This is a genomic window from Trichococcus flocculiformis, from assembly GCF_963662535.1.
In the GTDB taxonomy this organism is placed as follows: domain Bacteria; phylum Bacillota; class Bacilli; order Lactobacillales; family Aerococcaceae; genus Trichococcus; species Trichococcus flocculiformis.
This window is the reverse complement of the sequence record NZ_OY759718.1, coordinates 1,517,424-1,540,122: the sequence shown is the minus strand read 5'-3', so window position 1 is coordinate 1,540,122 and position 22,699 is coordinate 1,517,424. Positions and strand designations below refer to the sequence as shown.

Annotated in this window: 19 protein-coding genes, 1 tRNA gene and 1 pseudogene; 3 read left to right on the top strand and 18 right to left on the bottom strand. The window is 44.8% G+C overall.

Features of this window, described 5'->3' with window-relative positions:
* The first annotated feature begins 224 nt into the window (after positions 1 to 224).
* Positions 225 to 362 carry a hypothetical protein gene (locus tag ACKPCD_RS07445; protein ID WP_086988380.1) on the top strand — a complete coding sequence of 46 codons (138 nt, stop codon included), beginning with the start codon at positions 225 to 227 and terminating at the stop codon, positions 360 to 362.
* A gap of 272 nt (positions 363 to 634) precedes the next feature.
* On the opposite strand, the gene ACKPCD_RS07440 is transcribed toward ACKPCD_RS07445, so the two are convergent.
* From ACKPCD_RS07440 to ACKPCD_RS07420, 5 genes are all read right to left on the bottom strand, one after another.
* The gene (locus tag ACKPCD_RS07440; RefSeq protein WP_068560214.1) at positions 635 to 853 is read right to left on the bottom strand and encodes a hypothetical protein; all 219 of its coding nucleotides are present in this window, start codon (positions 851 to 853) and stop codon (positions 635 to 637) included.
* Between the two features lie 180 nt (positions 854 to 1,033).
* A tRNA-Ala gene (locus ACKPCD_RS07435) sits at positions 1,034 to 1,106 on the bottom strand.
* A gap of 69 nt (positions 1,107 to 1,175) precedes the next feature.
* Complete coding sequence (locus tag ACKPCD_RS07430) at positions 1,176 to 1,958, bottom strand: Cof-type HAD-IIB family hydrolase (protein WP_072763709.1); 783 nt, start codon at positions 1,956 to 1,958, stop codon at positions 1,176 to 1,178.
* Positions 1,955 to 3,754 (bottom strand): ABC transporter ATP-binding protein, encoded by a 1,800-nt coding sequence (locus ACKPCD_RS07425; RefSeq protein ID WP_321434516.1) that lies wholly within the window; start codon positions 3,752 to 3,754, stop codon positions 1,955 to 1,957. Before ACKPCD_RS07425 ends, ACKPCD_RS07430 begins: the two co-directional genes overlap by 4 nt.
* Positions 3,751 to 5,481 carry an ABC transporter ATP-binding protein gene (locus ACKPCD_RS07420; protein WP_086988578.1) on the bottom strand — a complete coding sequence of 577 codons (1,731 nt, stop codon included), beginning with the start codon at positions 5,479 to 5,481 and terminating at the stop codon, positions 3,751 to 3,753. Before ACKPCD_RS07420 ends, ACKPCD_RS07425 begins: the two co-directional genes overlap by 4 nt.
* A gap of 368 nt (positions 5,482 to 5,849) precedes the next feature.
* Between ACKPCD_RS07420 and ACKPCD_RS07415 the strand changes: the two genes are divergently transcribed.
* Both ACKPCD_RS07415 and rnjA read left to right on the top strand, forming a co-directional pair.
* Entirely contained in the window at positions 5,850 to 6,068 is a 219-nt protein-coding gene (locus ACKPCD_RS07415) for a DNA-directed RNA polymerase subunit epsilon (protein ID WP_086988577.1), read from the top strand.
* Entirely contained in the window at positions 6,065 to 7,741 is a 1,677-nt protein-coding gene (gene rnjA, locus ACKPCD_RS07410) for a ribonuclease J1 (RefSeq protein WP_086988576.1), read from the top strand. Before ACKPCD_RS07415 ends, rnjA begins: the two co-directional genes overlap by 4 nt.
* A 416-nt stretch (positions 7,742 to 8,157) precedes the next feature.
* On the opposite strand, the gene ACKPCD_RS07405 is transcribed toward rnjA, so the two are convergent.
* The 13 genes and pseudogenes from ACKPCD_RS07405 to recD2 all read right to left on the bottom strand — a co-directional run bounded on the left by ACKPCD_RS07405 (position 8,158) and on the right by recD2 (position 22,631).
* Positions 8,158 to 8,460, bottom strand: a complete 303-nt coding sequence (locus tag ACKPCD_RS07405; RefSeq protein ID WP_068560198.1) for a HesB/YadR/YfhF family protein — start codon at positions 8,458 to 8,460, stop codon at positions 8,158 to 8,160.
* A gap of 97 nt (positions 8,461 to 8,557) precedes the next feature.
* A complete protein-coding gene (locus ACKPCD_RS07400) occupies positions 8,558 to 9,190 on the bottom strand; it encodes a response regulator transcription factor (protein WP_321434515.1) in 633 nt (210 codons plus the stop codon).
* Positions 9,191 to 9,234: 44 nt separating this feature from the next.
* The gene (locus ACKPCD_RS07395) at positions 9,235 to 10,305 is read right to left on the bottom strand and encodes a sensor histidine kinase (RefSeq protein WP_321434514.1); all 1,071 of its coding nucleotides are present in this window, start codon (positions 10,303 to 10,305) and stop codon (positions 9,235 to 9,237) included.
* Entirely contained in the window at positions 10,302 to 11,036 is a 735-nt protein-coding gene (liaF, locus tag ACKPCD_RS07390; RefSeq protein ID WP_068560189.1) for a cell wall-active antibiotics response protein LiaF, read from the bottom strand. Before liaF ends, ACKPCD_RS07395 begins: the two co-directional genes overlap by 4 nt.
* Positions 11,037 to 11,273: 237 nt before the next feature.
* Entirely contained in the window at positions 11,274 to 11,753 is a 480-nt protein-coding gene (greA, locus tag ACKPCD_RS07385; protein ID WP_068560186.1) for a transcription elongation factor GreA, read from the bottom strand.
* 191 nt (positions 11,754 to 11,944) lie between these two features.
* Positions 11,945 to 12,586, bottom strand: a pseudogene (gene udk, locus ACKPCD_RS07380) (uridine kinase); the annotation flags it as partial.
* 30 nt (positions 12,587 to 12,616) lie between these two features.
* Complete coding sequence (gene mltG / locus ACKPCD_RS07375; protein ID WP_086988572.1) at positions 12,617 to 13,789, bottom strand: endolytic transglycosylase MltG; 1,173 nt, start codon at positions 13,787 to 13,789, stop codon at positions 12,617 to 12,619.
* A 273-nt stretch (positions 13,790 to 14,062) separates the two neighbouring features.
* On the bottom strand, positions 14,063 to 14,389 hold the full coding sequence (locus ACKPCD_RS07370; protein WP_068560177.1) for a DUF1292 domain-containing protein: 327 nt from the start codon (positions 14,387 to 14,389) through the stop codon (positions 14,063 to 14,065).
* Positions 14,390 to 14,473: 84 nt separating this feature from the next.
* Complete coding sequence (gene ruvX / locus ACKPCD_RS07365) at positions 14,474 to 14,890, bottom strand: Holliday junction resolvase RuvX (protein WP_068560174.1); 417 nt, start codon at positions 14,888 to 14,890, stop codon at positions 14,474 to 14,476.
* A complete protein-coding gene (locus ACKPCD_RS07360) occupies positions 14,887 to 15,156 on the bottom strand; it encodes an IreB family regulatory phosphoprotein (RefSeq protein WP_068560171.1) in 270 nt (89 codons plus the stop codon). The genes ruvX and ACKPCD_RS07360 overlap by 4 nt, the downstream gene beginning before the upstream one ends.
* Positions 15,157 to 15,838: 682 nt before the next feature.
* The gene (gene alaS, locus ACKPCD_RS07355; protein WP_321434513.1) at positions 15,839 to 18,490 is read right to left on the bottom strand and encodes an alanine--tRNA ligase; all 2,652 of its coding nucleotides are present in this window, start codon (positions 18,488 to 18,490) and stop codon (positions 15,839 to 15,841) included.
* A gap of 323 nt (positions 18,491 to 18,813) precedes the next feature.
* Positions 18,814 to 19,920, bottom strand: coding sequence for a DUF7278 family profilin-like fold-containing protein (locus ACKPCD_RS07350; protein ID WP_321434512.1), 1,107 nt, complete (start codon positions 19,918 to 19,920; stop codon positions 18,814 to 18,816).
* A gap of 212 nt (positions 19,921 to 20,132) precedes the next feature.
* Positions 20,133 to 22,631: an SF1B family DNA helicase RecD2 gene (gene recD2, locus ACKPCD_RS07345; protein WP_321434511.1), complete on the bottom strand. Its 2,499-nt coding sequence runs from the start codon at positions 22,629 to 22,631 to the stop codon at positions 20,133 to 20,135.
* Positions 22,632 to 22,699: the final 68 nt, after the last annotated feature.

Here is a 22,699-nt window from a genome sequence, read left to right as displayed (position 1 = left end):
AATAAAGCCAATTGTCACGACAACTGTATATTTCGATTGGACTGCAGCAGAAATAGGCTTGGACAAAAAAATAACATTTAGATAGCCGACCACCTACCGACTTCAGTAGAGTGAATTCATTATATTCAGTGACAATAAAGTAATAAGGTTAACTTCACTAAAATAAGGTATAATCTATTTGTTGAAGAGATTATCTTTAAGGTCAAGAAAAGTAGGTGAACAAAATGGGGAAATATCAATTAGATTACAAAGGTCAGGCAGCTGTGACGAAGTATCATGAAAAACAGACGCCTGCCAAATTTGACAAAAAGCAGCAACTTGAAAAATTACGTGCGGAGTACTTGAAAAAGAAGCAAAAATAAACAGGTGAACTATATCGGCATTGAAATACCGATCTTCCGGGAACACTCATAGCTTGTCCAGCGAGCGTTTATCTCGCGATTGTGATGCGCGTGGCAGTTTGGAAAGTTCCATTCGCGGATATACACACACACTTAAACCGCTCTGTGCCCCCGCCTCCCCTTTTTGCCAATAATTGTAATATGGAGTTTCCATAGAGGTTGCTCCACTTAAATTTGAACACAAAAATGAGTAGCTAATTTTAAAAATTAGCTACTCATTTTTGTGTTCAAATTTAAAAGACACCGTCGTCCGCGATTATCTCTTTCGCGCGCTCCTCGGTTATCTCCTCAAAATCTGCAGAAGCGTTCATGATAATTTCTTCGTACCAATAATCAGATGCTTCCCAGGTTTTGCTCTCCGGAACATACTTAAACATCCAGTCACCGTATTTCAAAAGGAAATTTTTCCGATTCGTCCTCGTCGTTATATAATATTTTGTTTTTCTCATCATTTCATCTCTTCCCTCTAGCTAGCCTCTTTAAGTTATTGATACACCCGTGCTTATGAATATTTATGCATATATGAATTTTTAGTCTTACATAATCCATTGCATGATCAAAAAAAAACAGACCTTAGAAAACACAGAAATGGCTCTGTATCAAATTTCCTAGGGTCTGTTAATTTAATTTGATGGAGACGATGGGGCTCGAACCCACGACCTCTTGACTGCCAGTCAAGCACTCTCCCAACTGAGCTACGCCCCCAGAATAACAGGGTATCAATCGCGTTCGGCAAAAACGCCTTATGAATGATATGATACCCTATTTTCGCTTCTATATCAAGCCTAATTTTTCAAGTGCGTAGGCAATTCCGCCCGAATTGCAATCTTTTGTGACAAATTTGGCGACTTCCTTGACGGGAGCGACCGCATTTCCCATCGCGACACCATAGCCGACACTGGAAATGAGTTCATAATCATTGTTTCCGTCCCCGAAAGCAATGGTATCTTCATGCGCAAAACCCAGGTGTTTCGCCATCCACAGAGCAGTTTGTGCTTTGGACCCCGGATTCGGTAACACATCGACGCCGGCGTCGTGCCAACGCACAAAGCGGAATTCCGGAAAAGTGCCGTCTTCATAGATTGCTTTCTCTTCTTCTTTGTAGAACAAAAGTGCTTGATAAAGCGGATTGTTTTGATAGAAAGACACATCGTGGTCAGGGACTTCGAACTCGATGCTGCGCATCGCTTCGTTTGCGTTGTTCTCGATTGATTCATGGCGACGAGCCAGCGCATGCGCTGATTCGTAGACCACCTGATGACCACTCTCATCGGAAACTTGCAGCAATTTTTCGAATGCAGTCAAATCCAATTTATTTTCATACTTTAGTTCATGCTTGAAGTAACCTGCAGCGCCGTTGCAGACGATGTAATTGTCCAATTGGAACGTATCGATGACCTCTCGCGCCAGAAATAGATTTCGCCCTGTCGCTATCGCGATTTCATGCCCGTTCTTTTGTAGTTGGCGCAACGCTTGGACAGTGCTATCAAGTGGCATCTTTTCATCATTCAGCAATGTTCCGTCGATATCAAAGAAAATGAATTTTTTGTTTTTCAAATTTTTTGCTCCTCTTGTTCTGAATCGTTTTTGAATTGGCTCGTATACAAATCGTAGTAAAACCCTTTTCTTTCCAGCAATTCTGCGTGTTTGCCCTGTTCGATTATTTCGCCTTGGTCCATGACGAGAATCAAATCGGCATCGCGGATGGTGGAAAGCCGGTGCGCGATCACAAAACTTGTTCTGCCTTGCATGATGCGTTTCATCGCTTTCTGGATCAAAGCTTCTAGTCTAGTATCTACGGAACTAGTCGCTTCGTCAAGTATTAAGATTTTAGGATCGGCGATAAAAGCGCGGGCAATCGTCAGCAATTGTTTTTGCCCCAAGGAAATATTGGAGGCCTCCTGGTTTATGACGGTATCGTAGCCTGCACCCAAAGTCTGGATGAAATGATGGACATTAGCTGTAGTCGCTGCATCGACAACTTCTTCAAAAGTTGCATCCAGTTTTCCGAAACGGATATTTCCTGTAATCGTGTCCTTATAGAGCCAAGCGTCCTGCAGCACCATGCCGAACTGGGAACGCAAGTCAGCACGGGTCAGTTCTTTCGTGTCGTAGCCATCTATTTTGATGGCGCCCGAATCCACCTCATAGAAGCGCATCAGGAGATTGATCATCGTAGTTTTGCCGGCGCCTGTCGGACCGACGATCGCCACTGTTTCCCCGCTTTTGACTTTTATGTTGAAATTCTTGATCAGCGGATTTTCTTTGTCATAGCTGAAGGAAACATTCTCAAAAGTGACATCCCCACGGATTTCCTTCGGCAAACTCACTTTCACTGGACCTTGCACCTCCTCTTCCTGATCAAGAAGATCGAAGACGCGCTGGATGGAAGAAGTGGCCGATTGGATGATGGCCGATAATTGTGTGATTGTCGAAATCGGCTGGTTCACTTGCCAGACGTACTGAACCATGGCCTGCACATTACCGATTGTCATCGCTCCAGCCATCGCTTGCAAAATCCCGAGCACAGCGATGATGATATAGGAGGCATTGGTGACGAATGCCACGGCTGGAGACATCAAGCCTGAGATGAAGGCCGCCTTGAAACCATTCTTTTTCAAGGATTCATTGATCGAACGGAACTCATCAAAAGCGTCCTCTTCTTTACCGTAAAGCTTGATGATGGAGAAGCCAGTGAGCGATTCCTGAACAAATCCGTTCAGTTGCCCCAGATATTTCGCCTGTCCGCGGAAATACGGCTGCGACAGCTGCGTGATTTTTTTTGAAAGGGTGCTCGCCAACGGAATCAGCACGACCATGGTAAGAGCCAATTTCCAACTGATCGTGAACATCATGATGAGTGCGAAGGTGATCCCCAAAACAGCATTCAGCACCTGCAGCAAGGATTGTTGCAACGCATTGGCGATGGAGTCGACATCGTTCGTCACTTTGCTCAATATGTCCCCGAATTGGTTACGGTCAAAATAGGCAATCGGTAAACGGTTCAATTTATTGCTCAGATCCTTACGCAGATCATGCATGGCGTCCTGAACAACATCCGTCATGAACAATTGCGAGTAGAGATTGGTACCTTGGTAAAGCAGCGCCCGAACAAAATAGATGAGCAGCACTTTCGACAAATAATCGTAATTGATGCCGGCACCTTCCACGCCTTTCAACATATCCGATACATTTCTGCCGATTTCCGTGATGGCAAATCCGATGATGAAAGGTTCCAGTACATTCAGTATCGTCATGGTTATGCTCAAAAGGATGGATCCAAAAAACTTCATTTTATAAAATTTGAGGTAGTCCCATACCCGAAGCAACGTTTTTTTGTCCACTTTTTTCATGCGAGTTCCTCCTTGCTCATTTGAGAGGATGCAATATCATAATAGATTTCACATTTCCGCAACAACTCTTTATGGGTTCCTTGGCCTACGACCTCGCCCTCGTTCATCACAATGATCTTATCTGCGTGCATAATCGTGCTGACGCGTTGAGCTACAATGATTACCGTTGCTTTCCCGGTCTCTTTTTTGAGCCGTGCGCGCAAGATAGCGTCCGTCTTGTAGTCCAAAGCCGAGAAGCTGTCATCGAATATATAAATATCCGGTTTGCGGACGATGGCTCTGGCAATCGATAGACGCTGCTTTTGTCCCCCAGAAAGATTGCTTCCGCCCTCTGCCAAATGCTCATCGAAACGTTTTGGTTTGCGCGCAATGAATTCTTTGGCTTGGGAAATATCGGACGCTTCTTCGATTTCTTTTTTTGAGGCATCCCACTTCCCGTAGCGAAGATTTTCAGATATCGTTCCGGTGAAAAGCAAAGCTTTCTGTGGAATAAAACCGATTTTTTTGCGCAGAGCTTTCAGATTATAGTCGCGCACATCATGCCCATCAATCAGGATACGCCCTTTTGTGACATCATAAAAACGCGGAATTAACTGAATCAACGTTGATTTGCCACTTCCAGTGCTACCGATGAAAGCGATTGTTTGACCTGGTTCCGCCGAAAAGGAAATATCTTTGATCACCGGTGTTCCGGTATTGCCCGGATACGCAAAACTGACTGCTTCAAAAGTCAGATAACCCCGAGTACGGGTTTCCGTTATACCTGCTTCGTTAGGGGAAATACTGCTGGTTGTGTCCAACACTTCCTGGATCCTCTTCGCTGAAACTGAGGCGCGTGGATACATCATGAAGACGACAGCGAAATTCAGAAACGAAAACAAGGCATGGAAACTGTATTCGATGAAAGCTGTCATATCACCTAACTGGAGGCTGCCTCCCTCGATTTGCTCGGACCCAAACCACACGATGGCGATGATGATCAAGTTGATCACATGTGAAAATACCGGCTGATTCCAGGCCATCAAACGAAACAGTTTTTTTGAAACTAAGCTGTATGCGTTGTTGACTCCCTCAAAACGTTCAGCTTGAAAAGCTTCTTTTACGAAGGCCCTAATGACACGCATGCCGGAAAGCGATTCCCTTAAGTTGCCATTTATGTCATCCAGATTTTGCTGTTGCGCCTCAGATAACGGTTGCGATTTCTTGCCGATCACCAAGATCATCACAAGCAGTGCCGGAAAAGCCGGCAATAGGATAACCGATAGTTCCGGACTCGTGCGCGCTATCATAAAAGCACTCGCGAACATCATAATGAAAGTCATCAAACCCATACGCAACAGCATTTGGGCAAATTGCATCAGAATGAAAGCGTCATTGGTAACCCGCGTCACCAATGACGACACGCCGATGCGATCATATTCTTCATGAGAAAATGTTTGGATGTTTTGGTACATGTCATTCCGCATATCTGCTACCATATTTGTTGTGATTCTTCCGGTTGCATAGGCGACGATGACCCTTCCAACAAAACCGATCAAAACTAAGCCGACCATAAAAACAGTCGTGCGAAGGATGTTCTCCTTGCCTCCGCCAGCCACCGTTTCATTGATCAAACGTGCAAGCATTGTGGGTAAGCCCAGCTCCACAAACACGAATCCAAAAGCTCCCAATACATTCACTAAAAATAATTTGTTATACCGACTGATATAACGCCAAATCAAAGACATTTCGATACACCTACCTTAATAGAAACGATTCTTCAGATTTTTTCAAGCAAAAAAAAAGCTTCTACTCTTTTTTCTCTAGTCTTGTCAAATCCTTCCTATTTAGTCTAGCCAATTTCGCTATTTTAGTCTACAAAAATATTGATTCCTTTTGATAAAAAAAACGAAAGAGAATTGCCTTACTAATGGAAAGGCTTGCACTTCTGCAAAAATGATTTTGCTAGTCATTTCTATACTAAATGCCTTAATTGTGGTAAACTTACAGTACCGATTGTATGAAAAAATACAACTATTGACCAAGTTAACAAACTAAGATTGTAATTTTTAAGTACAGTACTATCAAAAACAAAAAGAAAAATGGAGTGAACTATATGATATTTAAAGTAACATACCAACCAGCAAAATTTGATGCACCTACCAGAGAAAACACGGAATCTCTTTACGTGGAGGCATCCGACATCGTAATAGCCAGAAGATTGGTCGAACAAAATACCCCCTACAACATTGAATTCATCCAGCCTTTGGAAGGCAACCATTTAGAATATGAGCAAAAAAATCCTGATTTTAAAATCACGGAGTTCAATGTATGAAACCTAATATAAAAAATAATGAAGTCGGCGTATTTGCCCTCGGGGGTTTAGGGGAAATCGGCAAAAATATGTATGGCATACAATTCCAGGATGAAATCATCATTCTTGATTCCGGGATCATGTTTCCCGAAGATGATCTGCTTGGCATTGATTATGTGATACCCGACTACAGTTATTTGGTGCAAAACCAAACCAAAATCAAAGGCTTGTTCATTTCTCATGGACACGAAGATCACATCGGTGGTGTTCCCTTTCTTTTGAAAGAATTGAATGTCCCAATCTACGCAGGCAAATTGGCACTCGCCATGATCCGCAATAAACTGGATGAGCACGGTTTACTCAGGGATGCGGTCCTGCACGAAATCAATGAAGATTCTGTCATCAAATTCCGTAAAACCAGCATCAGCTTCTTTGGAACAACCCACAGCATACCGGATACCATGGGGATCGTGGTCAAGACTCCTCCAGGCAACATTGTATTCACAGGTGATTTCAAATTCGATTTCACACCTGCGAACGGCAAACCGGCGAATATCCATAAGATGGCAAAAATCGGAGAAGAAGGTGTGCTTTTGCTTCTGAGCGACAGCACAAATGCAGAAACACCTACATTTACTCAATCAGAGCAAATCGTAGGTCAATCCCTTAAAAACATCATTCAAAAAGTTTCAGGAAGAATCATTTTTGCTTCCTTCTCGTCCAATATCTACAGACTGCAACAAGTGACTGAAGTCGCGCTCGAAACCGGTCGGAAAATCGCAATATTCGGACGCAGCATGGAGACGAACTTCCGCACAGCCAGAGAGTTGGGCTTCATCGTGGCTCCGGATGATCTTTTCATCGAAACGCGCGAACTGAACAGTCTTCCAGCGGATAAAGTGCTGATTATGTGTACGGGCTCTCAAGGTGAACCGATGGCTGCTTTGAGCCGAATCGCCAATGGTACACATAGACAGATTTCCATCCAACCCGGCGATACTGTCATTTTCTCAAGTTCACCGATTCCAGGCAACACAACAAGCGTCAACCGCGTCATCAATCTGCTTTTGGAAGCTGGAGCGGCCGTTGTTCACGGAAAAGTAAACAATGTGCACACCTCCGGACATGGTGGCCAACAAGAACAAAAACTGATGCTGACCTTGATGAAACCTAAATATTTCATGCCGGTTCATGGTGAGTATCGTATGTTGAAGATTCATACAGAATTAGCAGAATCAGTCGGCATTCCGGCTGAGAACTGTTTCATATCCGATAATGGCGAAATCCTTGCTTTGACAGCTGATTCCGCAAGACGAGCGGGCAACTTCACTGCTGCCGATGTATACGTTGACGGAAAAGGCATCGGCGACATCGGAAACATCGTGTTGCGCGATCGGCGTGTCCTTTCTGAAGATGGTCTGGTGGTCGTAGTGTTGACTGTCGATTTCCGCAATAAAGATCTGTTGGCAGGACCGGATATCCTGTCCCGAGGATTCATCTATATGCGCGAATCAGGCGATCTGATTCATGAAGCGCAGACCATCGTCCGACAAGAGGTGCTTTCTTTGCTGAAGGGGTCTGATGCAATCTCCGAGAAAAAATTAAAGGATACCGTTACGAATGCCATTCAACCTTATCTGTATGAAAAAACAGAGCGCCGTCCTATGATCGTACCCGTCGTTATGGGTGTCTAAAACTATAGTAGAACTGAATCAAAGACAAAAAGAGGGCCTGGATCAAAAATCCAGTGCCCTCTTTTTAAACATGTAGGAATTTATAAATTTTTTTCAACTCAGAAGTGCATCACCGTAGGTGTTTCACAAGATTGCAACATGTTTCATGCATCTAAAATGATGTCCAGCTTCACGGGTTAGCCCTTCGGAAAAAAGAATAAGGAACCTCTTGTCTCTGCGAGCCAAGACATACTGTTCGACTAATCTGCTGACGCAGAAAGTCTCTCAGCAATTGCGCTCTTCGATGCTCAGTTGCATGGGACTCTTAGGGATTCATCCCTTAGAGCCCCAGTACAAGGTGACCGTAGGGAACGTTGCGTGGACATATTTCCTAAATTTCTTTCAGGGCTGAACGAACCCGTTCAGCTTTTCTTATTTTACTCTTTATTTTGTGCGATGAAGTTATACTCCGGTTCGCGTTGTTTCTCGTCGAAGCCGACATGCAGATCATAGCCATTAAAAAACCAATCATCGGCATCCTCTACATAATACAAAATACCATTGTATTCAGCCTTTCCGATCGGAGATACTGGCTCATCCACATCAAGCCCCACGGAGAACCCTTCATGTATTTGGCTGCTGCCGTATACTTTACCAAGGAAACGAACCCCTTTTTTGCCTGAAATGCCCATTTCCTGTTCAAACCACTTTTGTGCGCGTTCACTGATTTCTATTTTCATCTAGTCGCTGATCGGATGATCAGCCTGCCCCCTCTCCACTCTCTATCGTATTTATCTTATCATAAGGAAGCCTCATTTTATAACACTTTGCTCAGAGTCATTGAATCAGGTGATGCTTGAAAGCGTAAATTGTCGCTTGAGTTCTATCATCCACTTCCAACTTGGTCAAAATATTGGACACATGCGTTTTGACAGTCTTCAGTGTGATGAACAGTTGATCCGCAATATCCTGATTGGAATAGCCTTGCGCGATGAGCAGTAACACTTCCCGTTCTCTGGCGGTAAGCTCTTCATGCAACGGTCGAATATTTCTTTTCGAGAAACGCTCCAGCATTTTATCGGTGACTTCCGGCTCCAGGACAGACTCGCCGTGGTAAGTGGAACGGATTGCGGCGGCAATTTCATGCGCTGAAGAGGTTTTCAGCATGTAACTGGAAGCCCCCGCCTCCAATGCCGGGTAAACCTTTTCGTCATCGATGAAGCTGGTTACGATGATAATTTTTGCTTTGGGCCATTCGTTCAGTATCGCTTTTGTCGAAGCAATGCCATCCATAACTTCCATGACCAGATCCATCAAAATGATGTCCGGGCGTAAATCCAAGGCCATTTCATAGCCAATCAAGCCGTTTTCTGCTTCCCCTACTACTTCAATGTCATCTTGGATGGATAAATAGGCCGAATAACCCAGCCTTACCATCTCGTGATCGTCGATAATCAAAACACGTATCAAACTGAACCCTCCTCAAGAAACTTTTTTCAGAAATTCTGCTTATTCTATTCAGCACTTGCGCTGTTTTTATTCATATTCGTATTGGGGATGCGGATTTCGATCACGGTACCTTTATTGGGGAAACTGATGATCTTAAGGCTCCCCCCCATCCCTTGCACGCGCTCCTTTATGTTCATTAGGCCATAGCTGCCGGATTTTTCAATTGAGGTATCGAATCCTACGCCATCATCATATACACGGAGACTGATTTCCTGAAAGGTTTGTTTCAGATAGACTTCCAGATTACTTGCCTTTGCATGCCTCAGGGTGTTCGAAAGCAACTCCTGCACAATACGGAAAAAATGATCCTCGATGCCGCTCATCGTGTGGACATCATCGATTTCCCATTTGATCGCGATTTGGACTTTCGACTTCAATTCCACCAACAACTGTTCGATCCCTTTTTTCAGGGATTTACCTTCGAGTTTGGTTGGACGAAGATGCAAGAGCAAGGCCCGCATCTCCGACTGGGATTCGTTGATGATGCCTTCGATGAGACGCATCTGTTTCTGTATTTTTTCCGGAAAAGCCTCTGCTCGCTCATTGACTGCGGACAACATCATCATGGCAGCAAAGAGTTGTTGGCTCACGGAATCATGCAGCTCCCTTGCGATGCGATGCCTTTCCTGCTCGAGTATTTCTTCTTTCGTTTCATTGCCGACCTGCTGCGGATGTGCGCTCAGTTGCTGGACTTCACGGGACAAGCTGAACATCTTTTTCCGGAGCATTTCGATCTCATCATGGATTGCATGGCAGTACTGATCCAAAAATAGTGATTTATCCTGTTTTTTGTTGAATACCGCATGCTCATAATTGCCGAGATAAAGCCAATGCAGTTTGTCTTTAATACGGTTTTCTTGATTTTTTAAGTAGAGGTGGGCGATCCAGGTTACAACGATAGCAGCAAACAGCATCAATACGATGATGTAAAGAAACGCCGGCACATAAAAACGATCCACCTCAATCAGTTCCTGGTAGCTTAAGTAGGGCCTCAGGGCAAATAAAACACCACCCACGATGAAGGCAAAAACGCCGAGTATCGTGCTGAACAGAATCAAAATAGCGCTTCTCCTCATAGGTAGATCACCTCCAGATCACCCAGCAGACTGTTGGACACTATTTTGATCTTTCTGTTTGCCTCATCATAGCCCTGACTGTACAATTTGACCATTTCATTGGTCAAGTCAATTTCTTCTTCGTTGAATGATAGCTGGCCCTTGATGGTGGAATGATGAACAGACACGCCGATTCCCAACGGTACGATTACCCTGGTCTTTCCGAATCCCTTGCGGATCAGGATGATATTTTCCTCTTTCGGCAGCAGCGTATTCCCTAAATCGATGATTGTATCGCCCATGAATATAGTCAGATTGACATCATCCCATTCATAGACATCCGTCCCGATACTGGTGTTTCCAATCCATTTCTGGCGCTTTCTGGTACCGCTCCGCTGTCCCGGTTCTCTCGTTTTGACAGTACGGAATGCTTTTTCTTCCCAAGGAACGTCCACATACGAATCCAACTTCAACTCAGACCAGATTCCTTTCCCATGGATAACAACGAACAGTATGAGAAGAATCAGCATCAGCCACACCGAGAAAGTGGAAAGTATGCTCATGCCTACCATAAACCAGCCTACCAAGCCAAGAATCTGGCGCCGCTCGCTTTTAGCGGCACCAAATTTGATGAAGATTAGCCCGAACAGAAAAACCAGCAGCAAATCGGTATCCTGCACCAATTGAAACAGGACGGCCAACCCCAATAACCCTTCCATGAGCAAAAATAATTTCAGGGCACTCTTTTTCATCTCAGGCCCTCCTTCCTTTGTGGTATACCATAAACTAGTTTACTTTTTTGCTGAATATTAGCCTGACTACCTGCTTACACTATTATAGATTACCTTGAATAATTTGGCAGTGAGCTAAGGATGGATAGGATCGTACGACTAAAGTCGTACGCACCAATCAAGCATAAACAAACAGAGGATAGGACAGCAAAATCATTCCGAATGATTTTTGTCCTACCCTCTTCTTGATTGCTGCGTCTAAGCTTGCTCCACTCTGACGATCTTCACGTTCATATCGCCGCCTGGTGTACCGATGACAACCTCTTCACCGATATGCTTGCCCAACAAAGCTTTAGCGATCGGAGAATCGTTTGAAATCTTGCCTTCCAGCGGATCTGCTTCTGCACTACCGACAATAATGTACGTTTCTTCATCGCCATCCGGTAATTCCACGAATGTCACTTTGCGTCCAAGCGAAACCATATCAGTGTCGACGTTTTGCACTTCGATGATTTCCGCAAAACGGATCATTTTTTCTAGCGTAGTGATGCGGCCTTCAACAAAAGCTTGCTCGTCTTTTGCGGATTCATATTCCGAATTTTCGGATAGATCCCCATAACTTCTGGCAATCTTGATGCGTTCAACGATTTCTTTTCTTTTATTCACTTTTAAATCTTCAAGTTCAGCTTCTAATTTAGCTTTACCTTCAGCTGTCATCGGATATGCTTTTTCGATCATAAGAAATATGCCCCTTTTAAGTAATGATTCAATTCACAATATACAGAACAGGCAGCATTTCATCCAAAGAGAAATAATCATTTCCTGTAACTCTATATCGTTGATTGGCTGCCTAATTAATAGTGAATATAAAATACCACTTAATTCCAGTAAAAGCAATTATATTTTTAAAATATTACTGTGATTTATTTTTAGTCTGCTTTTTCAGACAAAATTGAAGCAATTTTTGTAGTCATCAGATCAATCGCGACTTGATTTTGCCCACCTTCAGGAATGATGATATCGGCAAATTTTTTGGTTGGTTCGATGAATTGTTGATGCATTGGCTTGACCACTGTCAGATATTGGTGGATGACAGAGTCTAAAGTCCGGCCTCTTGACTCCATGTCGCGCTTGATTCTGCGGATAATACGGATATCATCGTCCGTATCCACATAGACTTTTATATCCATCAGATCGCGCAGTCGCTTATCCTCTAAGATGAGGATTCCCTCAACGATTATGACTTCTTTCGGCTCGCGATGGATTACTTGATCACTTCGCGTGTGTTTGGAGTAATCGTAGACTGGTTGTTCAATGCTCTCGTATTGGATTAATTTTTGAAGATCTTTGATGAACAAATCCGTATCAAAAGCAAACGGATGATCATAGTTTGTTTTTAAACGCTCCTCAAACGGTAGCTCGCTTTGATCTTTATAATAAAAATCCTGTTCCAACAGCAAAATGGAAACTTCGGTGAACTTGTCTAAGATGGCCCTGCTGACACTGGTTTTCCCGCTTCCCGATCCCCCTGTCACCCCAATAACGATAGGTCTTCTCACTGGTGTATACTTCCTCTCTTTTTGAAACGCCTTATATTCGGCTTATTCGCTATCTACGTATTGATTTTGCAACTGTAAATGTTCTTCATATGTTTCGGAAAAATAAACAATACCGGTTTCTGTGTCTGCAACAAAATACAGATATTCTGTATCCGCTGGTGACAACGTGGCTTGAATGGACCCTTCGCTCGGACTATTGAATGGACCTGGTCCCATTCCTGTATTTTTATACAGGTTGTATGGCGAATCTATTTCAAGGTCTTTGAAAGTCACTAGTTCCTTATGCTCATTCAGAGCATAGAGAATACTGATGTCCGACTGTATCGGCATATCGATTTCCAAACGATTAAAGAATACGCCGGCAATATTCGCACGATCTTCCGGAGTGACACCTTCTTTTTCGACAAGAGAGGCAATTGTCAGAATTTCATGAAGCGTATAGCCTGAAGAAGCGATTTGCTCTGCATATGGCCTAATCACATCATCCGTTTTTTGAAGCATCTGCATAATGACTTCGTCCAAACCGCTTCCGTTCAGATAATCATAAGTAGCCGGGTAGAGGTATCCTTCCAAACGATAACGCGTATCAGTGCGTTGCGAGACTTCCGTCAAAATATCAGGGTATCGTGCAGTCGCATTCGCCAAAAAATCCGGATCATTTACTTTCGCCAAGAATTCCTCAGCAGTGAAGTCCGACTTCTCTTCGACTTCCGCTGCGATTTCTTCGATTGTATTACCCTCTCTTACGATTATTTTATGATCGCTCGATTGCGGGACAGGGCTGCCACCTGCTTGAAGCGACGCAATGATGTCATCCAGACTCATAGAAGGCGATAATTCATAAAAGCCTGCCTGGAAATCAGAAACATTTTGCGTCTTGATGTAGTAGTTGAAGATGGTAGCATTTTTTATGACGTTGCCTTCTTCCAGCAATTGTGTAATCCCTTTTGTGGATGTCCCTATCGGAATTTCCACTTCTATAACTTCCGTACTTTCTGGCTCCAGTGGCTGAAGTGCATCTGTTATATATTTGTAGCCTGCAAAGCCAACGATGAGCCCTAAAAGGATTCCTATCGTTACGATTGCAAAGACAATTTTCCGCACTAGTGACCGTTCTTTTCTGCGAATTTTCATTTTGTCTACGGCTTCTTTTTCCAACGTAGGACGAATGAGTTTTTGTTGCCCTTGAGGTTCTTGCTGATCATTTTGTGACAAAGATAAGGCCCTCCTTACTTGAGTATATGGCTATTTTATGCACTACTAGCCATTCGACTTCCGTAATTATACACGAAAACCAATCTAAATTGAATCTTTTTCGCTATTTGCATAGACATCCGGAACATCTTGGACAGGTTTCTCATCAGATTTTCAGTTCGTGTCCATTCGGATTCCAAAAATTCAAAAAAGCGATCCCGCAACAAAAAAAGGATCCAGACAATATCATTTGTCCCGATCCTTCCTTGTTTTCCTTACAAGTCACTTACATTATTATTGAAGATCTTCGTCTTCCATAAATGTGTTCAGGACTTCTTCGATCATATCCCATTCTGCATCCGATTCGATTGGTTCCAAATTGCCTTCTCCGCCATCTTCTGTCTCAACATAAGAATAGGCTTGCAACTCGATTTCTTCCCCTTCAGGAGTTCCTGCAGGGTAAACCAGAACATAGGACTTTCCGAAATCTTCTGATTCGAAAGTGAATAAGATTTCGAATAACTCTTCATTTCCGTTCTCATCCACGATAGTGATGTGCTCGTGGTCATGGTCGTGGTCGTGATTATGGTCATGATCGTGATCGTGATTATGGTCAGTCATGGTATGCACCTCTTTATCTAAGTATTGTTTTTTCATTCAAACAAAGGATATTGTAACGCAAACAGGTCAAAAAAACCACTCTCTTTACTGGCTGTCCAGATAATTCTGCAAAAGAATGACAGCAGCAAGTTTGTCAATTACTTTTTTCCTTTTTTTTCGGGAAACGTTTCCTTCATTGATCAACATTTTTTCTGCTTGGACAGTAGTCAATCTCTCATCAACGTAATCGACGGGTAAGCCTAACTCTTTTTCAAGCAACTTTCCGTAGGCAATGGAAGCTTCCGCCCGAAACCCGATGCTGTTATCCATATTCTTCGGCAAGCCGAGCACAAACTTCTCGACTTCGTACTGCTTAACCAATTCGGCAATACGAGCAAGGCCAAACTCTCCATTAGCTTCATCGATTTTGACGATTTCTATCCCTTGCGCCGTCCATCCCATCGGATCACTGATAGCCACTCCTACCGTTTTGGATCCGACATCCAAGCCCATAAGCCTCATTGGATGACTCTGCCTGTTCCAGAAAGATAGCTTTTTACTAATTCTTCCATTATTTCATCACGTTCGTGACGACGGATCAGGTTTCTGGCATCGTTATGACGCGGGATATAAGCTGGATCTCCAGAAAGCAGATATCCCACAATCTGGTTGATAGGGTTGTATCCTTTTTCTTCCAATGCGTCATAAACAAGGGCTAATGTCTCTTGTACATTCTTTTTAAGATTGTCATCAAAATTGAACAACATCGTTTCATCTTTCGAACTCATAGCGACACCCCAGTTTTCTTTAGTATATTTACCATTTTACAAGAAATCACAAAAAACTACAACAAAGAAATGCCGTTGTCATTCCTCAGATCGGCTTCATGACCTTTCTGCTCCCCCTCCTGTCAGTATATTCCGCATTTTGTTGCAGACAGATTGTGTAAGAAAAGCTGAACGGGTTCGTTCAGCCCTGAGTAAGGAAACACTGTGACCTAATCGGTCAAGTACTCTGATGTCACAGTGCGACATCAGAGGGCCTCACTGCGAGACCAGTTGGATGGCCTGATGACAGGAATAAGCGATTGAAATCGCAAGAGTCATGACAATTTAGGAAATCTGTCCACGCAACGTTCCCTACGGTCACCTTGTACTGGGGCTCTAAGGGATGAATCCCTAAGAGTCCCATGCAACTGAGCATCGAAGAGCGCAATTGCTGAGAGACTTTCTGCGTCAGCAGATTAGTCGAACAGTATGTCTTGGCTCGCAGAGACAAGAGCTTCCTTATTCTTTTTTCTGAAGGGCTAACCCGTGAAGCTAGCCATCAGTTTAGATGCATGAAACATGTTGCAAACTTGTGAAACACCTACGGTGATGCACTTCTGAGTTGAAAAAAATTTATAAATTCCTATATGTCCAAAAAGGGGGCAGCATCCATATGTGGATGCCGCCCCCTAGGAAAGGATGCTTATTTTGTATTGTCAGCGATCCAGACTGCAACGTGTTTCAGCGCATCCGGGATGCCTGCTGGGTTATTGCCGCCTGCTTGTGCCATATCCGGGCGTCCGCCGCCTTTGCCTCCAGCAAACGGAGCGAGAGTCTTGATCAGATCGCCGGCTTTCAGGCCTTGTTCCAACTTGCCTTTGGAAACCGCAGCCAGCATATTGACTTTGCCGTCTGTAGCTGAAGCTGCCACGAAAAGATCAGAGACAGCCTTTTGACGCCATTGGTCAGCCAATTGACGCAAGGCATTCATATCTTGATTCTTTGTTTCATAGGTAATGTACGTGACACCGTTGACGGTCTCCACGTTCTCAAAGAGGTCTTTGGCTTCGGCATTCATGATTTTGGCTTTCAAAGACTCATTTTCGCCTTGCATTTCCTTCATTTCCTGCTTAAGCTGATTGATTTTACCGGCCACTTCTTTTGTTTGTTGAGCCTTCAGAAGGTGCGCCGCTTCGCTCAACTCAGCTTCTTTTGTACGGAAATACTGATAAGCTTCCTGTCCGGTCACTGCTTCGATACGTCGAACGCCCGCACCGATCCCGGATTCGGACAAAATCTTGAAGACGCCGATATCCTGTGAATTTTGAACATGGACTCCTCCGCAAAGTTCGACTGAATAGCCTCCGACATCGACTACTCGGACTTCTTTACCGTATTTCTCGCCGAACAAAGCCATGGCACCCATTTCTTTTGCCTTATCGATGGTTGTTTCGACAGTAACGACTGGCAGACTCTCCCAAATTTTTTCATTCACGATTTCTTCCATCCGCACCAACTCTTCTGCAGTTACTTGGCCGAAATGCGTAAAGTCAAAACGAAGTTGGTTCGGATTCACCAACGATCCAGCTTGGTTGGCATGATTGCCCAAAACATCCTTCAGAGCTTGGTGCAACAAATGCGTCGCTGTATGATTTTTCGTGATGTTTCTTCTGCGGGCTTCATCCACGTGCAGGACATAGGTTTCGTTCGAATGGATTTCCGTCAGGACACGCGCGATGTGCATCGTTTGCCCATTTGGAGCGCGTTTGACATCTTCGATTTCTGCGATCACTTCACCCGTTTCAGTTTCGATCGTTCCTTTATCCGCAACTTGACCACCCATTTCTGCATAGAAAGGCGTTTCACGGAAAATGATCTGAACGCGATCGTCTGCAGCTGCTTTTTCGACGATTTCGTCATCCGCAACCATCACTGAAAGCTCGGACGAAATTTTTGTTTGTGCATATCCGGAAAACGTGCTTGGAACCAACACTTCAGCCCATACCGGAGATTGCACAGAGAAGGAGTCTTCCACTTGTCTTGCTGCACGGGCGCGGTTCCGTTGCTCCTGCATCTCTTGGTTAAATCCTTCTGTATCAACTGTGAAGCCTTTTTCTTCAGCATATTCGCTCGTCAGTTCCAACGGGAAGCCGTATGTGTCATACAGTTTGAAGGCGTTCTTGCCATTTACGGCCGTTTCGCCCTTTTCGTTCATCTCTTCAAAGACGCTGTTCAGGATGTCCATCCCTTCGTGGATCGTTTCCTGGAAACGTTGCTCTTCATTTGTGATGACTTTGATGATGAAATCCTGGTCCGCTTTTATTTCTGGATAATAGGATTCCATAACATCTGCCACAACCGGAACCAATTCGTTCAGGAACAATTTTTCGATGCCCAATTTTTGCCCATGCATGACCGAGCGGCGGATCAAACGACGCAAAATGTAGCCACGGCCTTCATTGGACGGCAAGGCACGGTCCCCGATCGCAAAACTGACGGCGCGGACATGATCGGCGATGACTTTGAAAGAGATATCCAATGTTTTGTTTTCGCCGTACTTCTTGCCGTCGCTCAACGTCTCGATTTTTTTTATGATTGGCATGAACAGATCCGTTTCAAAGTTGGTTGGTGTGTTTTGGACTACGCTCGTGACGCGCTCCAGACCCATCCCCGTATCGACGTTCTTGTGCGGTAACGGCTCATAGGTGCCGTCCGGTTTGTGGTTGAATTCAGAGAACACAAGGTTCCAGATTTCAAGGTAGCGTTCATTTTCTCCGCCCGGATACATTTCAGGATCCCCGTCAGGCAAATCCTGGAAGGATGGTCCGCGGTCGTAGAAAATTTCCGTATCCGGTCCGCATGGTCCTGCCCCGATATCCCAAAAATTGTCCGCGATCGGAACGATATGATCTTCCGGCAAACCGACTTTTTCCTGCCAAATGCGTTTCGTATCTGTGTCTTCAGGATAGTAAGTGACATAAAGCAGTTCTGGATCGAACGCCAACCATTTTTCGTCAGTCAGGAATTCCCAAGCCCAAGGGATTGCTTCTTCTTTGAAGTAGTCCCCAATCGAGAAATTCCCCAACATTTCAAATAAAGTATGGTGTCTTGCGGTCACCCCGACATTTTCGATGTCGTTTGTACGGATGCTCTTTTGGGCATTGGTGATGCGCGGATTTTCAGGAATCAATGTGCCATCAAAATACTTTTTCAATGTCGCTACTCCTGAGTTGATCCATAATAGCGTAGGGTCGTTGACCGGTATCAGCGAAGCACTCGGTTCCACTTTCGACCCTTTTGTTGCCCAAAAATCAAGATACATTTGACGGATGTCACTGCTTGTCAGATTTTTCATTGTTACCTTCCTTTTCTCTTCATTATTTTTTTTGAGTGAACAAAAATAAAAAACATCCCACTGCATACAAGGACGAATCACGCGGTACCACCTTGTTTGCAATGAAATGTTTTGATCATTCATTACCTCTCGGATCCGTTAACGCTGGAAGCGATAGTATTTCTACTATAATTCACGCAAAGGGAGCATAAACGGATGCGTTTCCTTTCACCAAGCGGAAACTCTCTTTTGTTATCCATTTGTATATCCTCTGCTTCAATCAAAAACTAGTATAACCAAAATTACAGCCGTATGCAAGCTGTTCTTCAGAAAAGCGGAACAGGTTACATTTCTATGCGGATGGAACGTCTTGCACAGTAATATCCGGGTGCCAACGGCTCTTGCTGCTTCTCGTTTAAAGCATCCGCATGGTTTTCATAATAAGTAGCGTATGGCAACAGTTTCTCGAGAATATTCTCAGCTTGGATGGAAATCCAGCCACCTTTGACCAACAGTCCGTCTTCGACAAGTTCCGGTCCCCAACCCATGTTTGCGATTTCCAGACCGAACATGTTCTTTTTATAGAGATGGCTATCTTCCGGTTCGAACAGGTTGCGATGCAATTGATTGCCCCAACGGAAAAGCCTGCGGGTAGATGCCCCACAGCAATATTCCCATTCATCGCTGGACAGCAACCCCATGCCGTCTTTCTCCAATTGCTTGCGCATCTCTGCATAAGTGGTCTGGTAAGGCGCAAAAACGGTGTACGAATCCAAATCTTCATTCTGCCTCAGGAAGAAAGCATCGTTTTGGACTAGATGCGCCGGAAAGTCCGCGAATACCGATGAGCCGGTTGCGCTCGGCATCAACGCCTGATGAATAGCCCTCTCGTGTATTTCGAACCAATCGCGCTGGCCTTCAAATTTGCCGTTTATGACTGCGTAATTCCCGACTTTCGTCATTCCCACATAAGCCGGACTGACTTCCACCAATAAAGGCGGAATTTCTGTTGTCCGGAGTTGAGACATTTGACTGTTGACCAAATCTTCCAATTCTTCCAAATTATGAATTGGTCCGATTTTCTTCTTCATCCAATGATCGTCATGCAGAAACTCAGCGCCTTGAACCGAAAGCTTAAGACAATTTTCGATGGCAAGATACATCTCTTTCCTGTCGGAGCTGATATCCAACGGGTCCAGGCCATTGATTCCGCTGTCCCATCCGAGGACTGCCTCCTTGTGCCCAGGCACAAAAACAAACGCCGCTCCGTTGATGTCCACTGTAAATGTCTCGGTCTTGATTCCGCCCATTTGATAATACACCGGCTGGATATTCGCGACAGGCAACAGGGGGTTCACAAAATAACGGACGACACTGCTGGCCAAAACAAGCTTGTGCTCCATCGGAATGTTCTTCCAGTTCGGATTCATCAATTGATCAAATAGTTCCATTATACCACTCTCTTCTTGTAGCTGTATTGGAAAACCAGTAACATGCTTTACTGTCAGTATAGCAGAATATTGATCCGGCGAGTAGCTTATTTCTTTTGCTGAGCCTACCGAATTTGGATGCGACTTTGATCGGAGCATTCTGCGCTGATTGATTTTCTGACTGCTGAAAAGTCCACAGACAAATTATTCATTGTCTGCGGACTTTTCCCGGATTATTTTTCACTCATGAAAGTTTCCGGCCTTACATCTCCCATGCCGATCATCGGATCGATGCTCCCGTTGGAGATCTGTTCGATCGTCAATTGGTAGACGGGTAATATATTTGGGGACGCATTCTTTTCTGGCTTTTGGGTTGCGGGTTCTGCAGTTGTTTCGGTGATCGGTTCAGCAACTTCAATCCCGGTACCGGGCGCCTTCGCTTCCTTGTCCTTTGCAGACTCTTCCGCAGTGAAGACCTTGTCATTGTTCAGGTTGCGCTCCAGTTTTTCATGCAGCATCGTTTTCCGGATATCGCCAGTGCTTACGACTGCCGTTTCGAAAGCTTCATAATCCCCGCACAAAATCAATTTGCTTTTGCTCCTGGTGATGGCTGTGTAAAGCAGATTGCGGCGCAGCATCCGCCCGTACTGTTTCACCATCGGCAGAATGACCATCGTAAATTCGCTGCCCTGCGATTTATGGATGGAACAACAGTAAGCCAAAACAAACTTATTCCAATTGTTTCGATTGTAAGTGACTTCCACGGTATCGAACAGGATCGTGATCTGGTCGACCTTCTCTTCCGTTTCCTTGGCGAATTGGATGGCAGTGATTTCACCCATATCCCCATTAAAGACATTATTTTCCGGTTGGTTCACCAACTGAAGCACCTTGTCGCCTACCCGATAGACGACATCAAAAAAAGCGACTTCCCGTCTTTTCTTGTTCCCTTTTGGATTGAAGATCTCCTGCAACATCGTATTGATGGCATCAATGCCGGCAGCTCCTTTGTACATCGGCGCCAGAATCTGGATATCCTTTGCAGTGAACCCTTTTGACTTCGCCTTTTCGACGACTTGCCGGATCACCGGCTCGATCTGATGCGTTTGGCAAGGCAGAAACGAGCGGTCCGCTTGATTGTTGCGGAAATCGCGCGGGAGAATGCCGTTCTTGATTTCGTGCGCCAACGGGATGATCGATGAATCGCCGGATTGCCTGAATATCTCATTCAGCTCGACCTGCGGTAACGCTTTGCAGTTCAGAAGATCGAACAACACCTGGCCTGGACCGACTGAAGGCAATTGATCCTTATCCCCCACAAACAGCACTTGCATACCAGGCGGAACGGATTTCAAGAGTCGATGCATCAGCCACGTATCCACCATCGAAACTTCGTCGATGATCAACAGCTTGCCTTCCAACTCTTGCGTATAAAGTTCTTCGGATTCCTTTTCCTGGCCCGTCAAACCCAGCAAGCGATGGATCGTGCTGCCGGGCAGACCTGTCGTCTCCTGCATCCTTTTTGCGGCACGGCCGGTCGGAGCGGCAAGCAAAATCGGGAAAAGTCCGTCTTTGTAATCCTTAGGGTCTTCCGGCAGATCGTTCAATTCGGAGAACATGCGCACGATCCCTTTGAGAACGGTCGTTTTACCAGTACCGGGTCCACCTGTCAGGATGAAGAACGGTGAAAGCAAAGCTGCTTTTATCGCTTCGATTTGGGAGGCCCCATAGCGGATCTGCAGATTGGATTGCAGATTCTCGATTTCCAGATCCAAATTCACTCCCGGATAAGCAATTTTTGTTTTCCGTTTCAGCAACCGGTCGATCGATGATGCGATGCCTTCTTCGGCGAAATAAAGGGACGGGATGGCAAAGCGGCTGTGATCCTCGACCACTTTCATGTCCATGACCATTTCCATCAACGCTTCGATTACTGGTGCATCTTCGATAATGAAGCGCCGGCTTTGTTCAAGCAAGTGGATTGTTCGCTCAAGCAAGACGGTCCCGTCGACATAGGTATCTCCGTTCGACAGGCAAAGTTCCTGCAGCGTCGCTATCAGGCCGCCTTTCAGACGGCTGCTGTGATCCGGAGCGAAGTTCAACTCCTCCGCCAGCAGATCGGCTTTCTTGAAGCCGATGCCTTCGATATCCTCGAGCAGTCGGTAAGGATTTTCATTTAGGACAGTCAGCGTTTCAGTGCGGTAGAAATGAAAGATATTCGCTGCCTGATTATTGGAGAAGCCATAGTTACCCAATGCGATCAGGATCTTCTCGGTTCCTTGCGTCTGCATCAGTACATCGCGCATCATTTCCCTTTTTTTGGGCGTCATGCCGCTGATGCTTTTCAGAGCTTCCGGGTCATCAAGGATGACGTCGACCGCTTCCTCGCCAAAAGTCTCGACGATTTTTTCAGCTGTCCGTTTACCGATTCCTGGGAAACGTTCCCCCGATAAGAATGCAATCAAGCCGTTCTTGGAGGTTGGTTTTTCCTGCTGATAGGAAGTGGCTTGGAATTGGACACCGTATCTTGGGTGCTCCACGACCTCACCGAAAAAGCGGTAAGCTGTATCTTCGGTTATCTGCCCGAAGCTTCCCGTCACAACAATTTCATCCTGCTTTTGCGGGAGATTCGATTCATTGACTGAAATCAGCATGACTTTGTAGAAATTACTCGCGTTTTCAAAGAAAATCGCTTTGATTTCTCCGACGATATAGCCTTGTTCTGTATCCATCCGGATGATCCCCTCCCTTTTTTGACTATTAAGACTTGTTATAAGATTCCTTAAGAACGATACCACAA